Source organism: Halanaerobium sehlinense (assembly GCF_055379485.1).
Window position 1 is genome coordinate 865,275 of the sequence record NZ_AP042442.1, and the last position, 26,369, is coordinate 891,643.

Genomic DNA, 26,369 nt, shown 5'->3' on the forward strand with positions numbered 1-26,369 from the left:
AAAATGATGGGATTTGGTCCTGGAATGATGGGCGGAGGTTTTTCAATTGTATTTTGGATTATTATAATTGGAGCTGTTTATTACTTTTTTAAAGAATATAACAGACATGGTAACCACAGAAATAATGGACATAGAAATAATGATCATAGAAATAGTGATTCTCGCCATAATAGTCACAGAAATTTTGACGAACATCGAGCCAGATTCAATAGTATAAGAGAAAATGTTGATAAAAGCAGTGAAGACAGTGCAGAAAAAATTGCCAGAGAGCGTTATGCTAAAGGTGAAATAAATAAAGAAGAATTAAAAGAGATATTAGATAATTTAAATAACTAATTATAAGTTATTATTTAAAACTTTAAGGAGGAATAGTAATGAGTAACTATGGAATTCAAAAAACAGTTGAGTATTCTTATGAAGATACCGTTAATAAAGTGAAGTCTGAGTTGAAAAATGAAGGTTTTGGAGTACTTGCAGAAATTGATATGAAAAAAACATTTAAAGAAAAATTAGATAAAGAAATGGATAATTATATTATTCTTGAAGCCTGTAATCCCGCTTTCGCCTTTGAAGGTATTGAAGAAGAACCAGAGCTGGGACTACTTCTTCCCTGTAATGTTATAGTTTTTGAAGATGATAATCAGGAGATTACAGCTGCAGCAATTGATCCCGAAAAAGCTCTTGGAATGTCTGAAAATGAAAAAGTTAATGAAATAGCTCAAGAAATTAAATCAAGACTCGAAAGAGTAATAAAAAGTATATAAGTTAATAATTTTTTTAGACTTAACCTGTTTGACTTCAGCTATAATATCAGCTGTTGTTAAGCAGGTTTTTGTTTTAAATATAGTTGTTTAAATACTCTGCAAATGTTAAAATTTAATTAAGAATTATTAAATTCTACATTGTTAAATTGCGGAGGTTTTTATATATATGGAACAAATACTAAATATCACTCAAAAAGAATTGGACTATTTAAAAGCTAAAGATAAGCGAATGTCAGATTTAATAGGGAAAATTGGAAAGATAAAAAGGATTTGTATTCCTGAACCGTTTACTGCGCTTTGTCGAAATATTGTTTATCAACAGCTTTCCTCTCAAGCTGCTGATTCTATCTGGGATAAGTTTAATGAGATCCTTTCAGATCTATCTCCAGCAGCTATAATTGCAGCAAAAAGGGATAAGCTTAGAGCAGCAGGACTGTCAGAAGGAAAAGTGGATTATCTTAAAAATTTAGCAGAAGCTGTTAATAATAATCAACTTAATCTTTCAAAACTTGATCAGATGACAGATCAAGAAATCATTGAACAATTAGTTAAAATAAAAGGGATTGGCCAATGGACTGCAGAGATGTTTTTAATTTTTTCATTAGCCAAAAAAAATGTAATTAGTTTTAATGATTTAGGAATTAGAAAGGGTCTTCAGTGGTTTTACGGTTTAAAAAATGAACCAACTGAAAAAGATTTCCAAAAGTTCAGAAAGATGTTTTCACCCTATAATACAGCCGCTTCTTTATATATTTGGGAAGTAACTTCTCAGAATCTTGATCAGATTTTTAAAAGTGCTGAAGAATTATCAACTACAAACAATGTAGGTTATTATAAATCTCCAATAGGCTTAATAGAGATTCAGGCAGAACAGGAGAAGTTGATAAGTCTTGACTTTCAGGAAGTTAAGCGCTATCAGGAAGATAATACTTCTGTTATTTCAGCAGCAAAAGAACAGCTTAATGAATACTTTTTAGGTATACGAAAAAAATTTAAGCTTCCTCTTAAATTAGAAGGAACAGATTTTCAAGAAACTGTCTGGCAACAGCTTACAGAAATCTCCTATGGGGATACTTTTTCTTATAAAGAGGTAGCAGAAGCAATAGAAAATGATAAAGCGTATCGAGCTGTGGGAAATGCAAATAATAAAAATAAAATACCAATAATTATTCCCTGCCATCGAGTAACAGCGAGTAATGGTAAAATTGGGGGTTATGGTCTTGGTATTTGGCGGAAAAAATGGCTTTTGAAACATGAAAAAGAAAATCTATAATCTTTTTGAACCTGATATTATTCATTTTAACTGAATAATATCAGGTTTTCATTATATTATAATTTTGGTAAATTTTATAAAGGATAATTATAAATTTTATTGAATATACTGTTAACAGCTCATTTTAGATAATCGTATTCTTAATGAAATAATGTTCGTAAAGATCTAAACGAATAGGTTTTAATGAAATTTGATTCGTAAATAAACAAGTTATCCGACATTACTAACATCTAGGAGGAATATTAATGGAAGTTAATAATATAACAAAACAATATGTCAAAACTATGAAGAAAAAAGTAAAGAGTTTAGATTTTCGTATTAATACATTAAATCCTGATATGGAGAACAGAAATAGAAATAAATTTTCACGTGATTATGCTAGAGTTTTATATTCTTCATCATTTCGAAGATTACAAGGTAAAATGCAACTATTAGGAATTAAAAATACAGATTTTTTTAGAAATAGACTTACTCATAGTTTAGAAGTATCTCAAATAGCTAGAGCAATAGCTGAAAGATTAAATTTAGACACACCTTTAGTTGTAGAAACTTGTTCCTTAGCACATGATTTAGGTAATTCTCCATTTGGACATGCGGGAGAACATATATTAAATGACCTTGCTTTAAACGATAATATTGAAGGATTTGAAGGCAATGCTCAAACTTTAAGAATATTAACTACCCTTGAAAAAAAGCATTATAATTATAGAGGATTAAATCTAACGTTTAGAACTTTATTGGGTACAACAAAATATTTTAATAAATTCGAATTAGATTCAGATAATAATTTAAAAAATAAAAAATTTATATATAGTGATGATTATAATATGATTTTAGAAAATTTACATAAGAATAATTTAACTAAAAATGATGCTAAAACTATTGATATGCAAATTATGGATTTAGCTGATGAAATAGCTTATGCAGCACATGATCTAGAAGATTGTTTAAGCATGGATGTTTTTTCAATAAATGAACTACTTTATGAATTCAAGATTGATAAAAGATTTAAATCTTCATATGATAAAATTTTATCAATAGTAGAAGACTGTAAAGATTTTGCTAATAAAAGTCATCAACTTGATAATTCTGAAGAATATGCTTCATTATTTAGAAAAGAATTAACATCAAAGATTGTAAATACTTTAATTTGTGATGTGGGATATTGTGAAAAAGATAAAAAATTGAATTTCCTTAATCATAATAAATTAGCAAATGGATTAAAAAAGTTAGTTTTTAAATTATTAATGAGAAAACCTTATGTCCAAAAATACGAAAAAAATGGTGAAACAGTATTAAAAGGATTACATAAGGTATATTCAGATGAAAAATTCAATAAAGATATGAAATTCTTACCTCCTGAGTTTAGAAAATATGAAAATGAAAAAGAGAGAAAGCGACATATTATTGATTTTATTGCTGGCATGATGGATAATTTCGCAATTGAAGAATATAAAAAATATTTTGGATCTAATTCTTTGGATAAATTATATGATGATAAAAATAGTAACGTCGGATAACATGGGATTGGCGCCATGCCTTCTGTCATAAAGCTTGCAGGCTGACCAATAAAGGATATGAAAAAGCAAGCTTTACGCCAGTTCCTACGGAATCAGGCACGAGCGCAAAATCCCAGGGACGTTATATGCAATAACAGCCTGGATTGCAAGTAAAGCGCATCTTAAGCAGAAAGGATAAAGACTTATGAAACCCAAATTACAATCCGCTTACATAGCTGTAGAAAATACTGATAGAGCAATAAATTTTTATGAATGGTTTTTAGAAAGATCAGCAGCTAAGAAAGGTGAGAGTTTATATCTCTTTGATGTAGATGGATTCCGCCTTTTCTTGTTTGATCATAATAACGAGAATGAAGAAGTAAAGTATGGAGATAACTGCTTATTAAGTTTTGAGGTTAATGATGCTGAGAAAACAAAAGAAGAGATAGAAGACCGTAATTTAAAGATCGTTTTTTCGTTAACTAAAATCCAGGATAATTTAGTATTTGAGTTCGAAGATACTGAAGGAAACCATATAGAAGTTTTTTCTAAGGTATCAGCATCAAAATAAAGTAATAATTAAAGAAAAGTTCATCGTGACTGTCGGCTGTTACAGCATATAACATGGGATTGCCGTTAGGCTAAAGAGCAAGCCTACCCTTCGGGACATGCCTTCTGTCACAAAGCTTGCAATAATAGCAGCAAGAAATCTAGAAGGCAAGCTTTCCGCCAGGCCTAAAGGCACAGGCACGTCGGAAATCCCAGTAACGTTATATGACATACTTTTTATTAATATAGTCATCAAAATCATAAACATACTCATATAAGCATCTTTTGAGTATGTTTATATACTTATGAACATATTTATGTTATAATAAACATGGTCACTTGTTGTTTAATGAATATGTTTAAGGAAGGATGAGTATATTATGATGTCATTTAAAAATGATAGATTAAAAAAGTTAGATATACCAATGAATATTGTTAAGCTAATTGGAAAAATAAATGAATATAAGGGAAAACAGGACTTATATATAGAACAGTCCCCACAAATATTAGAAAAGCTTCAGGAAGTTGCTGTTATAAAAAGTACAAAAGCTTCAAATAGTATTGAAGGAATTGTAATTACTGATAAAAGACTAAAAGAAATAATGAAAGATGATACTAATCTTAGAGAAAGATCAGAAGGTGAAATAGCAGGTTATAGAGATGTCCTCAATACTATTCATACTTCTTATGATGCAATTCCCGTAACTTCCAATATAATTTTACAGCTACATCGTGATATGTATAAATATATCTCTGAAAAAGGTGGAAGTTGGAAAAGTCAGGATAATATTATTGGTGAAATTCTGCCTAATGGAGAAAAATTTGTTAGGTTTAAACCTGTTCCTGCATCAAATACTGCAGCAGCTATGGATTCTCTGTGTAATTTTTTAAATAATGAAATTCAGGAACAAAATATAGAACCATTAATCTTAATTGGAAGTTTTATCTTAGATTTTCTTTGTATCCATCCTTTTAATGATGGAAATGGAAGAATATCAAGGTTATTAACATTACTATTATTATATAAATATGATCATAAAGTAGGAAGATATATAAGTTTAGAAAAAATTATAGAGGATAGTAAGTCGAGTTATTATGAAACACTAAATAAATCCTCAATAGGCTGGCACGAGGGAAAACACAACTTATTTTTTTGGTTAGAATACTTTTTGGGGACACTTTTAGCAGCCTATAAAGAATTTGAAGATCGTGTAGGTATGGTTAAAGCAAAGAAAGGTAATAAAAGCTATAGAGTTGAACAGGCAGTAAAAAATATTATTGGTACTTTTTCTAAAGATGATATTAGAAATGCATGTCCTGATGTATCAGATTCAACTATTGATAGAGTCTTAAGACAGTTAAAAAAAGACAATATAGTAGAAGTTCTAGGAAAAGGAAGAAATGCTAAATGGAAACGCTTAAAATAAAAAGTACGTCATATAACATGGGATTGGCGTCATGCCTTCAGTCATAAAGCTTGCAGGCTAACCAATCACGGATATGAAAAAGCAAGCTTTACGCCAGTTCCTGCGGAACCAGGCACGAGCGCAAATCCCAGTAACGTTATATGACATACTTTTTTATTAATATAGTCATCAAAAACATAAACATACTCATTTTAGTATTATTTGAGTATGTTTATGTACTTATGAACATATTTATGTTATAATAAACATAGTCATTTGTTGTTTAATGAATATGTTTAAGAAAGGATGAGTATATTATGATGTCATTTAAAGATGATAGATTAAAAAAGTTAGATATACCAATGAATATTGTTAAATTAATTGGTAAAATAAACGAATATAAGGGAAAACAGGATTTATATATAGAACAATCTCCACAAATATTAGAAAAGCTTCAAGAAGTCGCTGTTATAAAGAGTACAAAAGCTTCAAACAGTATTGAAGGAATTGTAATTACTGATAAAAGACTAAAAGAGATAATGAAAGATGATACCAATCTTAGAGAAAGATCAGAAGGAGAAATAGCAGGTTATAGAGATGTTTTAAATACTATTCATACTTCTTATGATGCAATACCTGTAACTTCAAATATAATTTTACAGTTACATCGTGATATGTATAAATATATATCTGAAAAAGGTGGAAGTTGGAAAAGTCAGGATAATATTATTGGTGAGATCCTACCTAATGGTGAAAAATTTGTTAGATTTAAACCGGTTGCTGCATCAAATACTGCCGCTGCCATGGATTCTCTCTGTAATTTTTTAAACAATGAAATACAGGAACAAAATATAGAACCATTAATTTTAATTGGAAGCTTTATCTTAGATTTTCTTTGTATCCACCCTTTTAATGATGGAAATGGAAGAATATCAAGATTATTAACATTACTATTATTATATAAATATGATCATAAAGTAGGAAGATATATAAGTTTAGAAAAGATCATAGAAGACAGTAAATCAAGTTATTATGAAACACTAAATAAGTCTTCTATAGGCTGGCATGATGGAAAACACAATTTATTTTTCTGGTTAGAATACTTTTTGGGAACACTTTTAGCAGCCTATAAAGAATTTGAAGATCGTGTAGGTATGGTGAAGTCAAAGAAGGGTAATAAAAGCTATAGGGTTGAACAGGTAGTAAAAAATATTATTGGTACTTTTTCTAAAGATGATATTAGAAATGCCTGTCCTGATGTATCCGATTCAACTATTGATAGAGTTTTGAGACAATTAAAAAAAGATAATATAGTAGAAGTTCTAGGAAAAGGAAGAAATGCTAAATGGAAACGCTTAAAATAAAAAGTACGTCATATAACATGGGATTGGCGTCATGCCTTCTGTCATAAAGCTTGCAATTTAACCAATAACAGATACGAAAAAGCAAGCTTTACGCCAGTTCCTGCGGAACCAGGCACGAGCGCAAATCCCAGGAACGTTATACGAAATCAAACTTTATAAATAAAAAAGAATAGGAGGATACTTAATTGAAAATAAAACTAAATAATATAAACATAGATAAAAAGGACCCTTTCAAAGAAGATATTTTAGAAAGAAAAGAAAGTGTTGAGATATTGACTCAATTAATAAGCGAAACTCAAGATTCATTAGTCTTAGCAATTGATTCACTTTGGGGTACTGGCAAAACTACTTTTGTTAAAATGTGGCAAATGCATTTAGAAAACAAAGGGTTTTCAACTCTATATTTTAATGCCTGGGAAAATGACTTTAATGACGATGCTCTTATTGCTCTGATTGGTGAAATTGAAATAGCAATAGATTCTTTTGAAACAGAAAATTCAAAACTTGATAAAATTCAATATAATTTTGAAAAAATTAAAAGAGCTGCTTCAGTTTTAATTAAAAATTCAATTCCTATCGCTCTTAAATATGCTAGTGCAGGAGTATTAGATTATGATGATCTGACTGAAAAAGCAATTGGAGAAATAACAGAAAAAATCGCAAAAAACGAAATTAATAAATACGAGGAATCAAAACATATTTTAACTGAATTTAAAGAACACTTAGAGAATTTTGCTAAAGAAATTACAGATTCTGAAAAACCAATAGTATTTTTTATAGACGAATTAGATCGTTGTAGACCCACATATGCATTACAAGTTCTTGAAAAAGCAAAACACTTCTTTAATGTAGAAAATATTGTTTTTGTATTAGCTATTGATAAAAACCAAATTGGTAATTCAATTAAGGGGATCTATGGTTTAGATATGGATGTTGATGGATATTTACGGAGATTTATTGATTTAAATTATCATTTACCTGAACCTCCAAAAGGAGCTTTTGTTGAAGCTTTATTTAAGAGATTTAATTTCAATAAATATTTTGAAGAAAGAACTAATCAATCATCCAATTTTAGACATGATAAAGAACATTTTGTTTCTATTTTTTCAGAATTATTTTCTATATTTAACTTTTCATTAAGAATACAAGAACAATGTTTTACACAAATTAGCTTAGTATTTAAAACAACACCTGTAAGTTTAAAATTATACCCAATTTTATTAGCAGTCCTAATATCTATAAAAAATTATAATCTTGATCTTTATAAACGATATATTAATGGAAATATTGATTCAAATAAACTTATGACTGAGTTATTTTCATCTAAAGAAGGTCAAGAATTTTTAGATAGTCATTATGGAAATGTAATTGAGGCATATTTAATTTATTATGACAGCACTGAAGTTAAAGAACAATTAATAGAACAATATAGAGATATTAAAGAAAATCAAAACACAAATAAGGATATTTATAGGAAAGCAGAAAAAATTATGCGTATAATTAATGATCTAGATTTCGCTGTATCACATAATGTTAAAGATTATATAGTAAAGAAAATTGAGATAATGGATAGATTTCAAAATTAAAACTTTAGTTTGACTTCGTATAACATGGGATTGGCGCCATGCCTTCTGTCATAAAGCTTGCAAGCTAACCAATAACGGATATGGAAAAGCAAGCTTTACGCCAGTTCCTAACGGAATCAGGCACGAGCGCAAATCCCGGGGACGTTATACGACATTAAACTAGGTAGGTGCGTTTCAGCGTAGAAAGAACGAGATGGATTTGTAAAACCCTCTCAGGTAATTCAAGAGCATTAATAATTTTAGATCTTATGGTTAAGAACAAAATAATTCATAATCAAATCGCTTTTGAAAAATCTGATGTGTAAAGTTTTAATGAATGAAAAGTGTAAAAAGTTATTGAGCATTAAAAAATAACCTGCTGTAAATCTTTATGAAATAAGTTTCGTGAAGATTGCAAATTCAAAGTATCAATGATGATTATTGCAGAAAAGAGTAATAATTTAATTAAAGAGAAAAGATTAATCCGCCTAACAGTCACGTTCGTGACATTAGGCTAACTCAGTATCTTTAGTCGTAGAAGTATCGCGATGGATTGACAAGATGCGCTTTAAAAAATCAAAAAAGAGAAATAATAATTAAACCTGTTACTATGCAGGTATTTTTTTCTTTTACATGAAGTATATTAATAATAAATCTATTTCTGCAAGTTAAGTTAAATTAATAGATTTTTATTCTGCAATAATAGGGAATTTTAGTTTGCAACTTTCGGGAATATTAATTACAATTCTTTAAAGATGGTAAAAATATTATGAACTTAACTTCGTGAAGATCTAATAATTTTGTAGTAAAAAAATAATTAATTCAATTAAACATACTCATTAGTGCTTTAAATGAGTATGTTTAAGAGTTAGTGAGTATATTTATTAAGTGAATCAAAATAATAAAAGATAAGAAATTAAAAGAGTTGTCGTTTAACAGTCGTATAACATGTGATTGGCGTCATGCCTTCTGTCATAAAGCTTGCAGATTAACCAATAACGGATATGAAAAAGCAAGCTTTACGCCAGTTCCTGCGGAACCAGGCACGAGCGCAAATCCCAGTAACGTTATGTGACATATCATAAAACCAAATAACCTCTTTCTTTATTTTTATAAATTAAAAATATGAAAATAATTGCAATATGAAACGAATTATATTATAATAAAATGTATAAAATGAAAATAAAAGAGAGGATGATTTAAATGAAACCTTTTAAACCATTTGAATTACCAATAGAAGAACAAATTAATCCTATGGAATTTTATAATGAACTAATTAATGCAAGTACAAATGTAGGTAAATATCAGGTTATGTTAAAAAAATCTAAAGTTAATGAGTATTTTCTTATTACTCCCTTTAGTTTACAGGAAGCTGTACAGTCCAGCAAGATTGAAGGTACACAAGTAACTTTTGATGAAGTTTTAGAATTTGATATTGATAAAAATGAAAAAAACAATGATGCTCAGGAAGTTTTGAATTATTATGATGCATTAAACTATGGTGAGAGTGCTTTAGAAAAATATCCTATATCAACACGTCTCTTCAAAAAATTACATGAAATTTTAATGAGTAATGGTGTTAGAGGTCAAAATAGAGCTCCTGGAGAATATCGTTCTATTCAAAATTTCATAGGCCCGGAAGGATGTACTTTAGAAACAGCTACTTTTGTGCCACCTCAGCCACAATTAGTCGATTCCTATATGTCTAACCTAGAAAATTATATTAATAATCCCAATGACAATCTACAATCTTTAGTCAGGATAGCAATAATACATGCTCAATTTGAAACCATTCATCCATTTTTAGATGGTAATGGTAGAATTGGTCGTATATTAATCCCGCTGTATTTATATGATGTAAATCTCATAAACTCTCCCAATTTATTTATCAGTGAAGTATTAGAAAAAGATAAGCATAAATACTATAGATTGCTAAATGGAACAAGAAAAGAGGGTAATGGCTGGAATGAATGGATTAAATTTTTCCTGCAGAGCGTAAACAAACAAGTACTTAAAAATATTGATCTAATTGAAGAAATTGATAATCTTTATGAAAGAGATTTAGAAAATGCAATGAATTTAATAAATAGCACTAATGTAGTAGACTTAATTAAAGCAATGTTTCAAAAACCAATATTTAATGTAAAAACAATAAGTTCTTTAACAGGTATACCTGATACAACTTGTAGAAGATATCTTAATACTCTTGAGGAAGAGAAAGTAATATTTTCAGATAATAAAATGAGAAATAGAAAATATTATTATTATAATTTACTTGATTTATTAAGATAAAAACCATGATACGTCACATAACATGTGATTGGCGTCATGCCTTCTGTCATAAAGCTTGCAGGTTAACCAATAACGGATATGGAAAAGCAAGCTTTACGCCAGTTCCTATGGAATCAGGCACGAGCGCAAATCCCAGTAACGTTATGTGACATGTGTCTGAAATTAAAATAAATATTACTTGGTGATAATTATGAAAAAAAGAAATAAAAAACTTAAAATAAGAAACGAAATTGTTAGTTTAGCTCTATTTGGTTATAGAAATGATGTTTGTAAACATATTAATATACGTATGGGAGGATGGATTGATGGAGAGAATATTTTAGCCAAAAAATTATTGACTCATTGTGTCAAACAAGCATTAAATATATATAGATTACCAGGATATGAAGAAGGATATGACTCTACTAATATATTTAATAATTCTCAAAAGATAAAAAAGTTGTTTTCCAAATTCACTAAAGAAGAATTAGAAAAAGCATATGAAGAAATAAAGCGTATTTATAATTATACGCAAATGTCATTAAAAGGTGATGACAAAAATAAGAATAAAACTATAAAATTAAGAAGATTTTTATCTATCTTTGAAATATCTCAAGTTATAGATCAAATTCTTAAAAAGAAACCTTTTATAAAATATAGAACAAATATCATCACATCTTATTCTACTGATGAAAACTCATATGGCTATAGCTCTCCAATATATTTAGAAAGAGAAGTTAAATTTGAAGATGTTTTATTACATAATAGATATGTTCAATACTCAGGATATTCTTGTGATTATATAGATCCTGAAAAAGAAGTCTGGGTTTTAAATAGAAATATTTTTGGAGAAGTAGAATATTCACTTAATAAGTTTAAATGGGATGAAAAAAAACTTGATAATATTGTAGAACATAATTATAGAAATAATAGATATTTTAGTGAAGAAGATAATTATACTAATTATAAAATTGAAAGACCATGTGACAATAAGCTTATTAAAATATTTATTAATTTAGAACAAAAATGGAAAAACATTAAGTGAATCGGACGTCATATAACATGGGATTGGCGTCATGCCTTCTGTCATAAAGCTTGCAGACTAACCAATCACGGATATGGAAAAGCAAGCTTTACGCCAGTTCCTGACGGAATCAGGCACGAGCGCAAATCCCAGGGACGTTATCCGACATTACTAACATCTAGGAGAAATATTAATGGAAGTTAATAATATAACAAAACAATATGTCAAAACTATGAAGAAAAAAGTAAAGAGTTTAGATTTTCGTATTAATACATTAAATCCTGATATGGAGAACAGAAATAGAAATAAATTTTCACGTGATTATGCTAGAGTTTTATATTCTTCATCATTTCGAAGATTACAAGGTAAAATGCAACTATTAGGAATTAAAAATACAGATTTTTTTAGAAATAGACTTACTCATAGTTTAGAAGTATCTCAAATAGCTAGAGCAATAGCTGAAAGATTAAATTTAGACACACCTTTAGTTGTAGAAACTTGTTCCTTAGCACATGATTTAGGTGATTCTCCATTTGGACATGCGGGAGAACATATATTAAATGACCTTGCTTTAAACGATAATATTGAAGGATTTGAAGGCAATGCTCAAACTTTAAGAATATTAACTACCCTTGAAAAAAAGCATTATAATTATAGAGGATTAAATCTAACGTTTAGAACTTTATTGGGTACAACAAAATATTTTAATAAATTCGAATTAGATTCAGATAATAATTTAAAAAATAAAAAATTTATATATAGTGATGATTATAATATGATTTTAGAAAATTTACATAAGAATAATTTAACTAAAAATGATGCTAAAACTATTGATATGCAAATTATGGATTTAGCTGATGAAATAGCTTATGCAGCACATGATCTAGAAGATTGTTTAAGCATGGATGTTTTTTCAATAAATGAACTACTTTATGAATTCAAGATTGATAAAAGATTTAAATCTTCATATGATAAAATTTTATCAATAGTAGAAGACTGTAAAGATTTTGCTAATAAAAGTCATCAACTTGATAATTCTGAAGAATATGCTTCATTATTTAGAAAAGAATTAACATCAAAGATTGTAAATACTTTAATTTGTGATGTGGGATATTGTGAAAAAGATAAAAAATTGAATTTCCTTAATCATAATAAATTAGCAAATGGATTAAAAAAGTTAGTTTTTAAATTATTAATGAGAAAACCTTATGTCCAAAAATACGAAAAAAATGGTGAAACAGTATTAAAAGGATTACATAAGGTATATTCAGATGAAAAATTCAATAAAGATATGAAATTCTTACCTCCTGAGTTTAGAAAATATGAAAATGAAAAAGAGAGAAAGCGACATATTATTGATTTTATTGCTGGCATGATGGATAATTTCGCAATTGAAGAATATAAAAAATATTTTGGATCTAATTCTTTGGATAAATTATATGATGATAAAAATAGTAACGTCGGATAACATGGGATTGGCGCCATGCCTTCTGTCATAAAGCTTGCAGGCTGACCAATAAAGGATATGAAAAAGCAAGCTTTACGCCAGTTCCTACGGAATCAGGCACGAGTGCAAAATCCCAGTAACGTTATATGAAACCGTAGCAAACGCTTTAATAACTAAAAATTTAAAGCATAAAAAAAGCAGTGCCGTCGAAACTTCAGCACTGTTAATTAAATCTAATTTCAAGTTTTTTACCAAGTGCATGCGCAACCTTATCAAGAAATTCAACACTTGGATTATAATCATCATTTTCTAGTCTGGAAATAGCAGACTGTTTGGTTCCTATTCTATCTGCTAATTCTTTCTGAGTTAAATTATTTTCTATTCTATACCTAATTATTTGTTTTTTTATTTCATACATAACATTCAGTTTTTCATATTCTTCCTTAACTTCTTCAGATTCAAAAAGTTCATTTTTAAGATCTTTATGATCTATAAGTTCCATTTTTTTCACCTCACTTGATAGAATTAAGTCTGTTAAGCGCAATATCTATTTCTCTCTGTGGAGTTTTATTAGATTTCTTCTTAAAAATATGCAAAAGAACGAAGATACCATCCTGATAATTTAAAAAGAAAACCCTAAATATATTAGAACTATGCTTTATTCGTAATTCCCAGAGATCATCATATCCTTTTAACTTTTTAAGATGGGGCATACCAAGGAATAGACCAAATTCTTCTAGAAGTTCTATTTCTCTTAGAATTTTAGCTTTTTCTTTAGCTGACTGTTCTTTAATAAATTCAATTACTGGAGATTTATTATTTTTTGCATAATACTTAATTTTATACATAATCTATTCACTCCAATTTCTAAATTTATTATATCACATATATGTTATAAAAGGAAGTAAAAATTTAATATTAAGTTATATAAAACATTTATAACTGTATAAATGCAGGAATTTTTTTCTTTTACATGAAGTAAGTTAATAATTGATAAATTAATAGATAAAGCTACGGCATCATATAACATGGGATTGGCGTCATGACTTCTGTCATAAAGCTTGCAGGTTAACCAATTACGGATATGAAAAAGCAAGCTTTACGCCAGTTCCTGCGGAACCAGGCACGAGCGCAAATCCCAGGAACGTTATCTGAAATTGATTAAGGAGGATTTATTATGAATAAAAAAGAAAATAACATTTTTAAACCAAGAGATTTTATTTATATTAATAATGAAAAGTTAGATTCTTTCTTTTCCCAGTTGTTTGGAGGCCTTATTCAAAACATAGATACTTCTACTCAAAAAGGAAAAGAAGTTGGACTAGAAGGAGAAATAAATGCTGAAGCACTTGCAAAATTTGGATTAGAAGGATCTTCAAATTTAGTTCAGATGTTATTAAGTCAAGTTGGTAATTTTGATGCTTCTTTAAAAGGGGATTTAATGGGAGGAATAGGAAGAACTACTACTGAAAGTTCTAATACTCACTTCACTAAGACATTAAAACATTTTCAATATTCATTATTTGAAAATAGTTTAAAAGAACTAAACTACTTAATTGATTTAGACAAAGTTGATAATTTAGGTTCATCTGGACAATTGAGACAAAAAATGAAACCAACTGATTTTATAAAATTTAAGCCAAATAAAATAAAAGTAAGTGATTATAGAAATGTAAAAAATTTCGTAAAAATTATAAAGAAAATAATTGATCTATCAACTGAAGCTAAATCTGGTGAGATTATGGATAAAATAAGTGACGAAGATATGTTATTTTCTCAGGATATTGGAGATCAACGTTTCAAAATGCAGGCTCAAGCTCTTATAGCAAGTATGATTTCAGAAAATAGTGGAGAAGGTTTTTACAAAAAGGGTAAGATGATGGAAGTTATTATAAGAGCAATTATTGAAATATTCAGTGGTGATTTAATCCCGCTTGAAGTTTTATTAACTTCATATTTTTCTGTAGGTAAAAATGGGAATGTAACATTTGAATCTCAATTAAAAGATGATTATTTACTTGAAAAAAGAACAGATTTAAGCTTTAAATATTCTCATTTTGAAGATGCAAATTGGACTATAATTGGTCAAATAACTTCACTTAAGGGGACGAAATCACCTAATATAAAAAAATCTATTGAAAAATTAACTACAGAAATCGAAAAAATTACTGATAGTCCAGAAAACTTAGATATTAATAAATTTGTTAAAACTTTTATAAAAAAACTTGATACTTTTACTAAAGAAATTGGTTTACAACCACAAGTAGGTGAATATAATGTAGCTCTTACTCCTATTGCTATTTATAGAGAACCAGAAGTTAATTCTAATTTTAATTAATCAACATCAGATAACATGGGATTAGCGTCATGCCTTCTGTCATAAAGCTTGCAATATTATGCAGCAAGAAATATTAAAGCAAGCTTTACGCCAGTTCCTAACGGAAACAGGCACGAGCGCAAATCCCAGGAACGTTAGAACGCCAGGAAGTTTAATACTTCTAGTAGAGTGAGATGAAATAATATCACAGCGTAAAAATCAGATGGTAATGATATAAATAAAAGCCTGACAGAAGGTCAACTATTGCTACCTCACTGTCATTAGGAAAAGCATAGTCGTAATGTAGATATTAATCTATCAAGTCTCTATCAGTTAAAGCCTAACCAGCAGACTGTATCGAGTGTTGCATCGAAATAGGCAACTATCAGATGAAGTGTACACAGAGAACTTTTTAGGCCAGAAGGAGTACCGTACTCCTGAAGCATATTCAGCCCCGTTAACTGGAAGTCTGTAGAACAGATTAAAGAGCAGATGACAACATGTTTAACGTCATGGAAGTCAGTACAAATGAGTTGTAATGGTGAAACTCATGAGGGTCTGTCGGGGTCAGAGCACCTGGCATGAAAAGAAAGAAGTATTAGGAACCTGGGAGGACTCCTGCAGTTCCAGTAATTATACAGGTAGGTGAATCCAACCAAACAAGAAGGATAACCAGAAACTAGTAGGACTTCGGATTAACTCATAGTACTCTGAAGTCAAAATGAGATTAAAACAGAGGAAGGGGTTAACAGTAATATGAAATCTTTAAAGGAAACACTAACTGGACGCGCAAGGCCAGAACAATTAGTGCAAACCTCACTGAAGAATATAGCAAGAAAGGCAAAGAGAGAAAAGAAATATCGGTTTAGAGATTTATACAGACAGATAAACTATGGAGCTTTAAAGCTGGCATGGTTAGAAATCAACAAAAAAGCAGCTGCAGGAGTGGATAAGATAACAGCAGCTGAATTTGAGAAGAATCTGGAAGAAAATCTTCAGAACATACTAGAATCCTTAAAGGAAAAACGATATCATGCTAAACTGGTCAGAAGAAAGTATATAGATAAAGGAAATGGCAAGAAAAGACCACTGGGAATACCAGCTCTGAAAGATAAAATAGTCCAAAGAGCAGTTACTGATATACTGGAAGCAATATTTGAACAGGATTTTATTGAAGACAGTTATGGGTACAGACCGAATAAAAGTGCTAAAAAAGCAGTGATAAATCTTTCCGAGGAACTTAATTTTGGTCAATATAACTACATAGTTGAAGCTGATATAAAAGGCTTTTTCGATAATATAGATCATGACTGGTTAATAAAGATGTTAGAGCAGAGAATAGATGATAAACAATTAATCAGATTGATTAAAAAGTGGTTAAAAGCTGGCATCTTGGAAGAGGATAATGAGATAGTATATCCAAAAGCTGGAACACCTCAGGGTGGTATAATAAGTCCAGTTCTGGCAAATATATACTTACATTTTGTACTGGATAACTGGTTTAAAAAAGTAATAAAAGAAATAACAGAAGGTGATACTTATTTTCTAAGGTATGCAGATGACTATATAACAGCATTCAGATATCGAAAAGATGCTGAATATTTTTATAGTAAGATGCAGAAAAGACTGAATAAATTTAGACTTAAACTTTCTCTGGAAAAGAGCAATATAATTCTCTTTTCAAGATTTAAAAAGCAGGGTAGCAAAAGGTTTGAATTTTTGGGATTTGAGTTTAGTCGGGGCACATCTCTTAGAGGAAAAGATATAATAAAAAGGAGAACCTCCAGAAATAAACTTAGAAAATCAATAAAGAATTTTAAAGAATGGTGTAAAATGATGAGGAACCAAAAACTAAAAACGCTGTTTAAGAAATTGAATGCTAAACTCAGGGGTTACTATAATTATTATGGGTTAATTGGTAATTATGACAGTCTGGAAGAATTCTTTAATATATCACTCAAAATATTATATAAATGGTTAAATAGAAGAAGCCAGCGAAGAAGTATGAACTGGGACAAATTTAAAGAAATTATAGGATGGTATAATGTCTGTAAGCCGAGAATAGTTGAGAAGATAAATAGACAGTTAAGACTTAACTTTGCCTGATAACGGAAGTGAATATTACTGAAGAGCTCAGTGCGGTAATTCTGCATGCTGAGATCTGTGCGGGGGTGAGCAGGTAACTGCTAATCCTACCGTGACTGTGACATTGAGCTAAATAAAAATGCTTATCTATAATAAAAATTTATATTTTCGTTTACCATGAATGATTCTTCTGATTTCAACAATTTTTTCTTTTTCAAAAACTACATAAAAAACAAGATAACTTCCTATAACAAGTATTTGGTATCCTTTAGAATTTAAATTTTCATCGTCTGGCTTTTTCCCTTTGTAAGGAAAATTTTTTAACTGTGATATATTTTCATCAAGCCTGTCCAAAAAGTTTAATGCTGCCTCAGGAGCTTCTATTTGTATATATGAAATAATTTCATTAAGATCCCTTTTGGCAGCTGGAAGATAAATAACTTCATATTTTTGTGAACTACTCATTTAATTTCTTCCTCATTTGTTTCATCAAATCATCATGGGAAGTAGTAGGAGCATTATTTTCACTTTCTTTTTCAGCTTCTCCTAATTTTTTATAAAGTTCTAAAAGTGCCTGTTGTTTTTCAAATTGAGCAATACTCATAACAACCATATCTCCACGACCATTTTTCGTTAAAAAAACAGGTTCACCATTTTCATGACATACTTCGGATATTTCTTTAAAGTTATTTCTTAAATCAGAAACCGGTCTAATAGTTGGCATAAAATCATCACCTTTCTTGTTTTGATATCAATATTATATCATAATTATGATAATAAATACATAATATAATGATAAATAAAAAAATAATAAATTGCAGGAACTATTTTCTTTAGCTTTAAATCTATTATAATGACTTTTTAAAGATAAGAAAAATAATTGCTCAACGATCACATAACATGGGATTGGCGCCATGACTTCTGTCATAAAGCTTGCAGATTAATCAATCACGGATATGGAAAAGCAAGCTTTACGCCAGTTCCTGTGAAAACAGTCACAAGAGCAAAATCCCAGTAAAGTTTTACAAAAGCCAGGCAAAAAATTATTTAAAAGGAACATGTTCAAATCATTAAGTATTGTTTGATTTAGCTGAAAGAATTTTTTTATTATTTAGAGAGGGAGTGATTAATAATGAGTTATTATGAACAAAATGGTTATAAAATATATTATAAGGAATGTGGTGAAGGTGACCCACTGTTAATTATTCACGGAAGTACTGCTTCTTCATTAATGTTAGAAGAAGAGGTAGAGTTTTATTCTAAATATTTTAAAGTTATAGTTGTTGATATAATAGGGCATGGCAAATCAGAAAGACTAGAAGAATTCCCAGTAGATTTTTGGAATGAAAATGCTAAAGTATTAAATGGATTATGCAAGGAGTTAAATATAGATAAAGTAAATATATTAGGCACAAGTGGAGGAGCAATAATTGGCTTAAATTTTGCAATAAATTATTCTCTAATTACAAATAGAGTAGTTGCTGATAGTTTTATAGGTGAAAAACTTTCTATTAAAGAGGCTAAAGTTCTTGAGGTAGAAAGAGAAAAAGCTAAAGATAACGGTGCAGATAAATTTTGGAGTTATATGCATGGAGAAGAGTGGGAAAAAGTAATTAATGCAGATACTAATATATTAATAGAATTTGCCCAAAAATAGGGGGATAACTTTCATAACAACTTTGATAAAATAGTTTGTCCAGTACTAATTTGTGGAAGCTTAAAGGATAATTCAATTGATAAAATTGAAAACAAATTATGTAATGCTGCTGAGAAAATAAAATTTTCAACAACAGTACTTTCTCCTAAAGGGGATCATCCATTGATGTTAAACAATAAGGAGTTTTTTAGAAAAGTAGCGTTAAATTTTTTAAGAGAGGATACTTTAATTTTAGAGAATAGTAAATAAATATAAAATCGCCTGGCCTTCGTATAACATTGGTCAGACATGAGCGCAAATCTCAAGGACGTTATACGAAATAAGCTGCAATTTCCTAATATTCTTGCTTGGATATGCGTCAAAAGATAGGTAAATCCTTATAAATTCTACCTTTTTGATTTATAATAAAACTTTTAATTTTTATCACAAAACAAAATACTAATTACTTAGGAAGTGCTTATTATGAAGAATACTTTAATTCAAGTAGCAAAAGAGTTAAATAAAGAGCAAGTTAGTTGGGCAATTGGAGCTTCTTTATTGTTAAGTTTTTACAAACTTGTTGATGATCCAAATGATATTGATATTATAGTAGAGACTTCTGATATAGATAAAGCAAATAAGGCATTAAAAAAGATTGGTTATAAAAAGTCATGTGAAGAATCCGATTTTTATTCTACAAAATATTTTTTCGAATATGAAATAAATAAAATTGATATTGATGTTATGGCAGGTTTTGTAATTAACTACGATAGTAATAAACAATATCTATATGAATTTAATAAAAAATCTATTACAAAGATTTTAAATATAAATAATGTAGAAATCCCATTAACTTCTTTAGAAGATTGGTATATTTTATATAGTTTGATGAGCAATCGAGAAAACAAAGTAAATTTAATTGAAAATTATTTTAGAGAAAAGGGTATCAGTAATCTTGATATATTTAAAAAACATATGTCAAAAGATATTCCTAAAAAAGTAAAAGAAAACATTTCGAAATTATTAAGGATAAATAATTGAATTAATTATTTTAATTTGTAACATTAAAAGTTAATAAAGACTTAAAAAAATAAAAATATGAGTAAAAAAGTGTAAACCACATGGGAAGCGTATTTTTTGTTAGGCTTTCCAAGTCTTTCATGCTTGTCAGCTTACTTCACATAACATGGGATTGTCGTCATGCCTTCTGTCATAAAGCTTGCAAGTTAACCAATTACGGATACTAAAAAGCAAGCTTTACGCCAGTTCCTGACGGAACCAGGCACGAGCGTTATACGACATTGCGCTAAGTAATCACTGCTACTGGAACATCAATACTTTTAGCTGCTCTAACTAATTTTTTATCTAAAGTTAATAAAGTAGCATTTTTACGCCTACTTGTAACTAAATACATAGCATCATAAGCAGGATGACTTATCTTGCATGAAAGTGGCAAAGCTTCTTCAAAAATATCTTTTGCATCAATAAACTGATCTACCATTTCATAAAGATATTCAACTTTTTTCATAATATCTTCTTTGCTATAATCTCGGTATTCATGATATTTCCATAACGCATTACTAGCTTCATAAATAAAAAGAGAAGGAGCAATTACCCAGTCTGCGTCATTTAATATATTTATAATTTCTTCTTGTCTTTTACCACCCATCACTATTTCAACAGCTGCACTTACATCGATTGTAATTCTCATCTTTCACGATCCTCTCTAACTAATTTTACAGGATCTAATATTTCTTCATCTTTCTGTTCTTGACTGGTTTCTTCTTGTATTTTTTTTAGAAGTTGTTGACGACGTTTTTTGTTTTCTTTTTCTATATTTAAAGCTTTTTCCAATAAGACTATTGTTTCCTGGGTAATACTTCTTCTGTCAGCTTCAGCTAATTGGACAATTTCTTGATAAAGATGTTCTGGTAAATCTCTAACTTGTAAAGATGGCATAATAATAACTCCTTTCATCTAATGATTAATCTTTATTCTATTTATATTATACCACTTAACACTAAAGCATGCAATATGCATGTATAATGTTTTTGATATTTATGCAGGTGTTTTTTTCTATTAAAAGAATTATATTATTAACGTTCTTAATTTATAAAAATATAAGAGCAGAGCCCAACAGTCGTATAACATGGGATTGGTGTCATGCCTTCTGTCATAAAGCTTGCAGATAAACCAATCACGGATATTAAAACGCAAGCTTTACGCCAGTTCTTGCGGAACTAGGTACGAGCGAAAGTCCCAGTAACATTATAGTCAATAAGCAAGCGCTTTAGATTTTGATAAAAAAAGAAAAAAACTGCTACCCGGCTGCACGGATTGGAGGCAAAATGAAACATTCAGGATCGTGTCTTTGCGGAAAAATTAAATATGAGATAATAGGAAATTTTGAAAACTTCTTTTTATGCCACTGTAAATCTTGTCGTAAAGATACAGGGTCTGTTCATGCTTCAAATCTTTTTTCAACAACAGCAACATTAAAATGGTTGAAAGGAGAAGAAAAGGTAAAAACGTATAACCACAACAATTCAGGACATATAAAGAGCTTTTGTCCAAACTGTAGCTCTGCGCTACCTAATATACAAATGGATGGTAATTTACTTGTTGTTCCTGCTGGGAGTCTGGACACAGATATAGAAATAGTTCCTACGGGTCATATCTATCTAAATGAAAAAGCTAATTGGGATTACAACCTCGAAAAGATTCCACATTATGAGGATTTACCAAAAGAATAGAAATGTGTAGAAAGCCTAAATTTTCCTGAAATCGAGCATCGTTTGCTGCCGTGGCTAATTATATTACTATATACCAGCACTTACTGCTTATAACAGCGAATATGCGGTTCCGCCTGCGGCTTCACCCAAATTGCCTACGGAAACTTCGCATATTTGCGAAACGTTATCTGACATGATATATAAAATATGAATAACTTACTTTAATGAAAAAAGAAAGGGGACAAATAATGAAATATCCTGAACCAACTGTTGGTGCAATTATTTTTAATCCAGATAATAAAATACTCCTCTGTAAATCTCACAAATGGAATAATCAATATATAATTCCTGGAGGTCATATTGAATTAGGTGAAAGAATGGAAGAAGCTTTAAAAAGAGAAATATTAGAAGAGACTGGATTAGAGATATATGATATTCAATTAATTAGCATAAAAGAAAGTGTAAACAATAAGTCTTTTCATGAAAAAAAGCATTTTATATTTATTGACTACATGTGTAAAACTGACTCATATAATGTAATACTAAATGAAGAAGCTCAGGAGTATAAGTGGGTAGATTTAAAAGATATCGGCAATTATAACTTAGGTGGTTTTGTCAAATCATTATTACTAGAATTGAAAAATAAAGAAGAATCAGAATATAAAACAGAAATTTTTTATAGTTATTAGAAATTAATAGTTTTAAATTTTATAAAAAGAAAGATTAGATTACGAACAAAAGTTTTGCGGAACCAAGCACGATTGCAAATCTCAGTAAAGCTGAGCTAAATTAACAAAAGGAGATAAAGTAGAATGAAAATTGATGTTGAATATTTAGAGTTTATGTGGCCAATGAGACATTTTTTGATAACATGTGGAGATATTGAAGGTAAATCAAATATTATTGCGGTTAGTTTTTGTATGCCAGTATCAAAAGAGCCGCCACTAATCGCTTGTGCAATAGGGAAGGAATTTTATTCTTCGAAATTAATTAAAGAAACTAAAGAATTTATAGTTAATGTTCCTCCACAGGAGCTTAAAAAACAGATATATTATTGTGGTTATCACTCAGGCTATCAGGTTGATAAATTTAAAGAAACAAGTTTGACTCCACAGCAGGCACGTAAAATAAGGGTTCCTATTATTGGTGAGTGTATAGCCCACATGGAGTGTAAGGTTAAAAAAGAAATGAAAACAGGGGATAAAAATCTTTTTATAGGTGAAGTAATTGAGGCGTATGCAGACAAAGATATTGTAAAAGGTGCTAGAAAATGTGAGTATGCAGAAGGTGATTTTCCACGAAAAGTATATGCTACAAGATTTAAAAGCACATAGTTAACTTTGCTTAAAAGAAGGTTCCTGTTACGCTATTATGATGGATATTGGTAATATGAAATTTTGCTGGACAAACCAGTTTAATTAAACAAACTAGGTTTATAAAAAGCCTCATGAATTTCTTAATTTTAATGTTTGTTGTCAAAAATGTGGGGTGAAAAAAATGAATATATCATTAGAAGATATTCGTGCTAAAAAAGCAAATAAAATTACCTGGGTTGGATTTTTTATAAATCTTATTTTAACATCAATTAAATTACTTGCAGGAATAATGGGTAATAGTAATGCAATGATTGCTGATGCTATTCATTCTTTATCAGATTTTACAACTGATATAGTTATTTTAATCAGTTTTAGGATAGTTAGAAAACCGGCTGACAAAGACCATAATTATGGCCATGGTAAATTTGAAACTCTAGCAACAACAATTATTGGAATTGTATTATTTATTGTTGGGTTAGGGATCTTATATTCTAGTGGGAAAAATATTTATTCAGCTATCCTATTAACAACTTATCTAGAATCTCCAGGGATCATAGCACTTATTACAGCACTGTTATCAATGATAACACTATTATAAATATTCATACTGAACCTGAAGAAGATGATGAAAAGCTATAAATATTAAATAATTAGAAACAAAACAATATGAATAAAGTGTTTGTAAATAAGAAAAATGTTTAATAGTTTCTACATCATGAAAAATTTTATTGATTATAAAGTAATGGTCTGTTATAATTACTTATAGAAAATATGAGGAGAAATGCGTTTATGAAAGTTAGTTTATTAGTCTAAAAGCAAATTAAATATTCCATACTTTTTTAATTTTAACTTAAATCAGAGGGATTATTGCGTCTATTTTTAAGTAATCATGAAGAAGTGAATTAGTATGGATTATAGATTAATAAACTCTAGTATAATTAAAATAATAATTTATAAAGCTGTATCTTTAATATATACAGCTGATTATTCTATGCTATGGGATTATTTCCATAGTTTTTGTTATTTTAGCCGTGGGTTTATTAACTAACCTACGGTTTTTTTGCATTTAGACTAAAAAATTAGAAAGAATTTGTTTAAAATTAATTTAAAAAATAAATTATAAAGGAGAATAAAAATTACAGAATTAGAATTGTTAATTGATTTTCATAAAGAAGCAAAAAGACAGGGGCCAGGCAGTACTGCTGACACTTTAAAGGCCTTAGATTTAATAGAAATTAGTAAGAATAAAAAGCTTAAGCTTGCAGATATTGGCTGTGGTTCTGGTGCTCAAACAATAACTCTTGCAGAAAATATTGATGGCCGGATAACGGCAGTTGATTTATTTCCAGAATTTTTGAGAAAGCTTGAAGTAAAAGCAGAAGTAAAAGGACTAAAAAATAAAATTAAAACACTGGAAAAATCGATGGATAACTTAGATTTTGAGCAAGAAGAACTAGATATTATTTGGTCTGAAGGAGCAATTTACATTATGGGTTTTGAAGCAGGAATAAAAAACTGGAAAAAGTTTTTAAAACCTGGCGGTTATTTGGCAGTAAGTGAAATTACGTGGTTGACTGATAAAAGACCAGAAAAAATTGAAAAATACTGGAATAGTGAATATCCAGAAATTGATACAGCTTCAAATAAGTTTAAAGTTTTAGAGAAGAATGGATTCACACCGGCAGGATACTTTTATCTGCCCCAATCCAGCTGGCTTGAAAATTACTATAAGCCAATTGAAGCTCGTTTTAGTGACTTCTTAAAAAGGCATGATCATTCGGAAGCTGCAAAGAAAATTGTAGAAAATGAAAAAAAAGAAATTCAGATATATAAAAAATACAAAGAATATTTAAGTTATGGATTTTATATAGCCAAAAAAACAGCTGAAAATTAACTCAGCTGAAAAGGGAGGAATTCAAATTGAATTTGATAGATTTAGGTTGGAATCAGTTTTTTGTAGATAAATTAGCTCAAATGGAGGCTGAAGAAAGATTTCAGGTTGCAAGAGCTGCCGTTGAATATAAAGGAATGTATAAGTTGTATTTAGAAAAAGGAGAAGTTTTAGCTGAGATTACAGGTAAGATGCGTTATAATAATCAGTTTCCGGCAGTTGGAGACTGGGTATTAGTTGACCTTCAGGATAATGAAAACAGAGCTATTATTCATAAAATACTGCCCAGAAAAAGCAAGTTTTCACGCAAAGCAGCCGGGGCTGAGACTAAAGAACAGATAGTAGCTGCCAACATTGACACAGTCTTTATAGTAACATCTTTGAATCAGGATTTTAATTTAAGAAGGTTGGAAAGATATCTCACAATTGCCTGGGATAGTGGTTCTAAACCTGTAATCGTTTTGAGTAAAGCTGATTTAGCTGATGATGCTGGAGCAAAAAAATCTGAAGTTGAAACAGTGGCATTTGGGGTTCCAATTCATATAGTTAGTGCTTTAACTGGTAAAGGATTGGATGAGCTTAAACAATATTTAAACAGAGGAGAAACTGCTGCTTTTCTGGGATCTTCTGGAGTTGGGAAATCTACAATAATTAATCAGCTGGTGGGACAGGAAAAGATGGAAGTCAATCAAATTAGGGAAAGTGATGGTAGAGGGAAGCATACTACCACTCACCGAGAATTAATAGTTTTAGACAATGGTGGTATTGTTATTGATACTCCTGGGATGAGAGAAATTCAACTCTGGGATGAAAGTAATGGAATTGATGCAAGTTTCGAAGATATTAAAAAAATAGCAAAAAACTGTAAATTTAATGACTGTCAGCATGATTCAGAACCTGGTTGTGCTGTAAAAAAAGCTATTAAAGAGGGGAATTTAGCTGAAGCAAGACTCGAAAATTATAGAAAATTGGAAAAAGAATTGCTTTATTTAGAAAGAAAAAGAAAATTTGGCGCTGAATATGCAAATAAGTTAAAATATAAAGAATTAATGGGGTTATAGAATTTGACAAAATATAATTTAGATGATATTCTCTATAATCAAATAATAATAAAAATTAAAATTTAATAATTCATCAAGAGTGGTGGAGGGACTGGCCCTTTGAAACCCGGCAACCTACCAGTATGGTAAGGTGCTAAATCCTGCATTTCAAAGAAATGACAGATGAGAG

At 29.5% G+C, this 26,369-nt stretch carries 27 protein-coding genes and 1 riboswitch; of the genes, 21 read left to right on the forward strand and 6 right to left on the reverse strand.

All coding sequences use genetic code 11. The features are described 5' to 3' along the window. Window positions 1-3 precede the first annotated feature (3 nt). The 11 genes from ACZ446_RS04205 to ACZ446_RS04255 all read left to right on the forward strand — a co-directional run bounded on the left by ACZ446_RS04205 (window position 4) and on the right by ACZ446_RS04255 (window position 13,183). Entirely contained in the window at window positions 4-336 is a 333-nt protein-coding gene (locus ACZ446_RS04205; RefSeq protein ID WP_464393886.1) for an SHOCT domain-containing protein, read from the forward strand. A 38-nt stretch (window positions 337-374) separates the two neighbouring features. Next, the gene (locus ACZ446_RS04210; protein ID WP_464393887.1) at window positions 375-764 is read left to right on the forward strand and encodes a DUF302 domain-containing protein; all 390 of its coding nucleotides are present in this window, start codon (window positions 375-377) and stop codon (window positions 762-764) included. Window positions 765-930: 166 nt separating this feature from the next. Then, the gene (locus tag ACZ446_RS04215) at window positions 931-2,037 is read left to right on the forward strand and encodes a methylated-DNA--[protein]-cysteine S-methyltransferase (RefSeq protein ID WP_464393888.1); all 1,107 of its coding nucleotides are present in this window, start codon (window positions 931-933) and stop codon (window positions 2,035-2,037) included. A gap of 245 nt (window positions 2,038-2,282) precedes the next feature. Further along, entirely contained in the window at window positions 2,283-3,557 is a 1,275-nt protein-coding gene (locus ACZ446_RS04220; protein WP_464393889.1) for a deoxyguanosinetriphosphate triphosphohydrolase family protein, read from the forward strand. A gap of 184 nt (window positions 3,558-3,741) precedes the next feature. Next, a complete protein-coding gene (locus tag ACZ446_RS04225; RefSeq protein ID WP_464393890.1) occupies window positions 3,742-4,107 on the forward strand; it encodes a VOC family protein in 366 nt (121 codons plus the stop codon). Window positions 4,108-4,465: 358 nt separating this feature from the next. Continuing rightward, window positions 4,466-5,512, forward strand: coding sequence for a Fic family protein (locus tag ACZ446_RS04230; protein ID WP_464393891.1), 1,047 nt, complete (start codon window positions 4,466-4,468; stop codon window positions 5,510-5,512). A 296-nt stretch (window positions 5,513-5,808) separates the two neighbouring features. Continuing rightward, on the forward strand, window positions 5,809-6,855 hold the full coding sequence (locus ACZ446_RS04235; protein WP_464393892.1) for a Fic family protein: 1,047 nt from the start codon (window positions 5,809-5,811) through the stop codon (window positions 6,853-6,855). Between the two features lie 185 nt (window positions 6,856-7,040). Next, the gene (locus ACZ446_RS04240; protein ID WP_464393893.1) at window positions 7,041-8,441 is read left to right on the forward strand and encodes a KAP family P-loop NTPase fold protein; all 1,401 of its coding nucleotides are present in this window, start codon (window positions 7,041-7,043) and stop codon (window positions 8,439-8,441) included. Between the two features lie 1,182 nt (window positions 8,442-9,623). Then, entirely contained in the window at window positions 9,624-10,712 is a 1,089-nt protein-coding gene (locus ACZ446_RS04245) for a Fic family protein (protein WP_464393894.1), read from the forward strand. Between the two features lie 190 nt (window positions 10,713-10,902). After that, window positions 10,903-11,736, forward strand: a complete 834-nt coding sequence (locus tag ACZ446_RS04250) for a hypothetical protein (protein WP_464393895.1) — start codon at window positions 10,903-10,905, stop codon at window positions 11,734-11,736. Between the two features lie 172 nt (window positions 11,737-11,908). Further along, on the forward strand, window positions 11,909-13,183 hold the full coding sequence (locus ACZ446_RS04255; RefSeq protein WP_464393896.1) for a deoxyguanosinetriphosphate triphosphohydrolase family protein: 1,275 nt from the start codon (window positions 11,909-11,911) through the stop codon (window positions 13,181-13,183). 202 nt (window positions 13,184-13,385) lie between these two features. Here ACZ446_RS04255 and ACZ446_RS04260 read toward each other — a convergent pair whose 3' ends face one another. Then, window positions 13,386-13,664, reverse strand: a complete 279-nt coding sequence (locus ACZ446_RS04260) for a helix-turn-helix transcriptional regulator (protein ID WP_464393897.1) — start codon at window positions 13,662-13,664, stop codon at window positions 13,386-13,388. Window positions 13,665-13,674: 10 nt separating this feature from the next. Further along, window positions 13,675-14,010 (reverse strand): type II toxin-antitoxin system RelE/ParE family toxin, encoded by a 336-nt coding sequence (locus tag ACZ446_RS04265; RefSeq protein WP_114490473.1) that lies wholly within the window; start codon window positions 14,008-14,010, stop codon window positions 13,675-13,677. Between the two features lie 329 nt (window positions 14,011-14,339). Between ACZ446_RS04265 and ACZ446_RS04270 the strand changes: the two genes are divergently transcribed. Both ACZ446_RS04270 and ltrA read left to right on the forward strand, forming a co-directional pair. Then, window positions 14,340-15,500: a DUF6414 family protein gene (locus tag ACZ446_RS04270; protein WP_464393898.1), complete on the forward strand. Its 1,161-nt coding sequence runs from the start codon at window positions 14,340-14,342 to the stop codon at window positions 15,498-15,500. 735 nt (window positions 15,501-16,235) lie between these two features. Further along, complete coding sequence (gene ltrA / locus ACZ446_RS04275) at window positions 16,236-17,585, forward strand: group II intron reverse transcriptase/maturase (protein WP_464393899.1); 1,350 nt, start codon at window positions 16,236-16,238, stop codon at window positions 17,583-17,585. A gap of 126 nt (window positions 17,586-17,711) precedes the next feature. Here ltrA and ACZ446_RS04280 read toward each other — a convergent pair whose 3' ends face one another. After that, entirely contained in the window at window positions 17,712-18,029 is a 318-nt protein-coding gene (locus ACZ446_RS04280) for a type II toxin-antitoxin system RelE/ParE family toxin (protein WP_464393900.1), read from the reverse strand. Further along, window positions 18,022-18,288, reverse strand: coding sequence for a type II toxin-antitoxin system Phd/YefM family antitoxin (locus ACZ446_RS04285; protein ID WP_114457981.1), 267 nt, complete (start codon window positions 18,286-18,288; stop codon window positions 18,022-18,024). Before ACZ446_RS04285 ends, ACZ446_RS04280 begins: the two co-directional genes overlap by 8 nt. A gap of 408 nt (window positions 18,289-18,696) precedes the next feature. Here ACZ446_RS04285 and ACZ446_RS04290 point away from each other — a divergent pair, with 408 nt between their 5' ends. Both ACZ446_RS04290 and ACZ446_RS04295 read left to right on the forward strand, forming a co-directional pair. Further along, on the forward strand, window positions 18,697-19,221 hold the full coding sequence (locus ACZ446_RS04290; protein WP_464393901.1) for an alpha/beta fold hydrolase: 525 nt from the start codon (window positions 18,697-18,699) through the stop codon (window positions 19,219-19,221). A gap of 462 nt (window positions 19,222-19,683) precedes the next feature. Next, window positions 19,684-20,241, forward strand: a complete 558-nt coding sequence (locus ACZ446_RS04295) for a nucleotidyltransferase domain-containing protein (RefSeq protein ID WP_464393902.1) — start codon at window positions 19,684-19,686, stop codon at window positions 20,239-20,241. A 265-nt stretch (window positions 20,242-20,506) separates the two neighbouring features. Here the strand turns inward: ACZ446_RS04295 and ACZ446_RS04300 are convergent, their stop codons facing one another. Together ACZ446_RS04300 and ACZ446_RS04305 are read right to left on the reverse strand one after the other, a co-directional pair. After that, window positions 20,507-20,911: a type II toxin-antitoxin system VapC family toxin gene (locus ACZ446_RS04300; RefSeq protein WP_464393903.1), complete on the reverse strand. Its 405-nt coding sequence runs from the start codon at window positions 20,909-20,911 to the stop codon at window positions 20,507-20,509. Then, window positions 20,908-21,159 (reverse strand): hypothetical protein, encoded by a 252-nt coding sequence (locus tag ACZ446_RS04305; RefSeq protein WP_114457974.1) that lies wholly within the window; start codon window positions 21,157-21,159, stop codon window positions 20,908-20,910. The genes ACZ446_RS04300 and ACZ446_RS04305 overlap by 4 nt, the downstream gene beginning before the upstream one ends. Before the next feature lie 389 nt (window positions 21,160-21,548). Here ACZ446_RS04305 and ACZ446_RS04310 point away from each other — a divergent pair, with 389 nt between their 5' ends. From ACZ446_RS04310 to rsgA, 6 genes are all read left to right on the forward strand, one after another. After that, window positions 21,549-21,953: a GFA family protein gene (locus ACZ446_RS04310; RefSeq protein ID WP_464394372.1), complete on the forward strand. Its 405-nt coding sequence runs from the start codon at window positions 21,549-21,551 to the stop codon at window positions 21,951-21,953. Window positions 21,954-22,180: 227 nt separating this feature from the next. Next, complete coding sequence (locus tag ACZ446_RS04315) at window positions 22,181-22,621, forward strand: NUDIX domain-containing protein (RefSeq protein ID WP_464393904.1); 441 nt, start codon at window positions 22,181-22,183, stop codon at window positions 22,619-22,621. Window positions 22,622-22,744: 123 nt separating this feature from the next. After that, a complete protein-coding gene (locus ACZ446_RS04320; protein ID WP_464393905.1) occupies window positions 22,745-23,266 on the forward strand; it encodes a flavin reductase family protein in 522 nt (173 codons plus the stop codon). A 163-nt stretch (window positions 23,267-23,429) separates the two neighbouring features. Next, a complete protein-coding gene (locus ACZ446_RS04325; RefSeq protein ID WP_464393906.1) occupies window positions 23,430-23,846 on the forward strand; it encodes a cation diffusion facilitator family transporter in 417 nt (138 codons plus the stop codon). Between the two features lie 537 nt (window positions 23,847-24,383). Beyond that, window positions 24,384-25,142 carry a class I SAM-dependent methyltransferase gene (locus ACZ446_RS04330; RefSeq protein ID WP_464394373.1) on the forward strand — a complete coding sequence of 253 codons (759 nt, stop codon included), beginning with the start codon at window positions 24,384-24,386 and terminating at the stop codon, window positions 25,140-25,142. Between the two features lie 26 nt (window positions 25,143-25,168). Further along, window positions 25,169-26,200 carry a ribosome small subunit-dependent GTPase A gene (gene rsgA, locus ACZ446_RS04335; protein ID WP_464393907.1) on the forward strand — a complete coding sequence of 344 codons (1,032 nt, stop codon included), beginning with the start codon at window positions 25,169-25,171 and terminating at the stop codon, window positions 26,198-26,200. Between the two features lie 67 nt (window positions 26,201-26,267). Then, a riboswitch (SAM riboswitch) is annotated at window positions 26,268-26,369 on the forward strand.

Bases quoted from the DNA above. Each gene is read 5' to 3' on its own strand.
- ACZ446_RS04205 (WP_464393886.1), top strand. From the start codon at position 4: ATGATGGGATTTGGTCCTGGAATGATGGGCGGAGGTTTTTCAATTGTA.
- ACZ446_RS04210 (WP_464393887.1), top strand. From the start codon at position 375: ATGAGTAACTATGGAATTCAAAAAACAGTTGAGTATTCTTATGAAGAT.
- ACZ446_RS04215 (WP_464393888.1), top strand. From the start codon at position 931: ATGGAACAAATACTAAATATCACTCAAAAAGAATTGGACTATTTAAAA.
- ACZ446_RS04220 (WP_464393889.1), top strand. From the start codon at position 2,283: ATGGAAGTTAATAATATAACAAAACAATATGTCAAAACTATGAAGAAA.
- ACZ446_RS04225 (WP_464393890.1), top strand. From the start codon at position 3,742: ATGAAACCCAAATTACAATCCGCTTACATAGCTGTAGAAAATACTGAT.
- ACZ446_RS04230 (WP_464393891.1), top strand. From the start codon at position 4,466: ATGATGTCATTTAAAAATGATAGATTAAAAAAGTTAGATATACCAATG.
- ACZ446_RS04235 (WP_464393892.1), top strand. From the start codon at position 5,809: ATGATGTCATTTAAAGATGATAGATTAAAAAAGTTAGATATACCAATG.
- ACZ446_RS04245 (WP_464393894.1), top strand. From the start codon at position 9,624: ATGAAACCTTTTAAACCATTTGAATTACCAATAGAAGAACAAATTAAT.
- ACZ446_RS04250 (WP_464393895.1), top strand. From the start codon at position 10,903: ATGAAAAAAAGAAATAAAAAACTTAAAATAAGAAACGAAATTGTTAGT.
- ACZ446_RS04255 (WP_464393896.1), top strand. From the start codon at position 11,909: ATGGAAGTTAATAATATAACAAAACAATATGTCAAAACTATGAAGAAA.
- ACZ446_RS04260 (WP_464393897.1), bottom strand. From the start codon at position 13,664: ATGGAACTTATAGATCATAAAGATCTTAAAAATGAACTTTTTGAATCT.
- ACZ446_RS04265 (WP_114490473.1), bottom strand. From the start codon at position 14,010: ATGTATAAAATTAAGTATTATGCAAAAAATAATAAATCTCCAGTAATT.
- ACZ446_RS04270 (WP_464393898.1), top strand. From the start codon at position 14,340: ATGAATAAAAAAGAAAATAACATTTTTAAACCAAGAGATTTTATTTAT.
- ltrA (WP_464393899.1), top strand. From the start codon at position 16,236: ATGAAATCTTTAAAGGAAACACTAACTGGACGCGCAAGGCCAGAACAA.
- ACZ446_RS04280 (WP_464393900.1), bottom strand. From the start codon at position 18,029: ATGAGTAGTTCACAAAAATATGAAGTTATTTATCTTCCAGCTGCCAAA.
- ACZ446_RS04285 (WP_114457981.1), bottom strand. From the start codon at position 18,288: ATGCCAACTATTAGACCGGTTTCTGATTTAAGAAATAACTTTAAAGAA.
- ACZ446_RS04290 (WP_464393901.1), top strand. From the start codon at position 18,697: ATGAGTTATTATGAACAAAATGGTTATAAAATATATTATAAGGAATGT.
- ACZ446_RS04295 (WP_464393902.1), top strand. From the start codon at position 19,684: ATGAAGAATACTTTAATTCAAGTAGCAAAAGAGTTAAATAAAGAGCAA.
- ACZ446_RS04300 (WP_464393903.1), bottom strand. From the start codon at position 20,911: ATGAGAATTACAATCGATGTAAGTGCAGCTGTTGAAATAGTGATGGGT.
- ACZ446_RS04305 (WP_114457974.1), bottom strand. From the start codon at position 21,159: ATGCCATCTTTACAAGTTAGAGATTTACCAGAACATCTTTATCAAGAA.
- ACZ446_RS04310 (WP_464394372.1), top strand. From the start codon at position 21,549: ATGAAACATTCAGGATCGTGTCTTTGCGGAAAAATTAAATATGAGATA.
- ACZ446_RS04315 (WP_464393904.1), top strand. From the start codon at position 22,181: ATGAAATATCCTGAACCAACTGTTGGTGCAATTATTTTTAATCCAGAT.
- ACZ446_RS04320 (WP_464393905.1), top strand. From the start codon at position 22,745: ATGAAAATTGATGTTGAATATTTAGAGTTTATGTGGCCAATGAGACAT.
- ACZ446_RS04325 (WP_464393906.1), top strand. From the start codon at position 23,430: ATGAATATATCATTAGAAGATATTCGTGCTAAAAAAGCAAATAAAATT.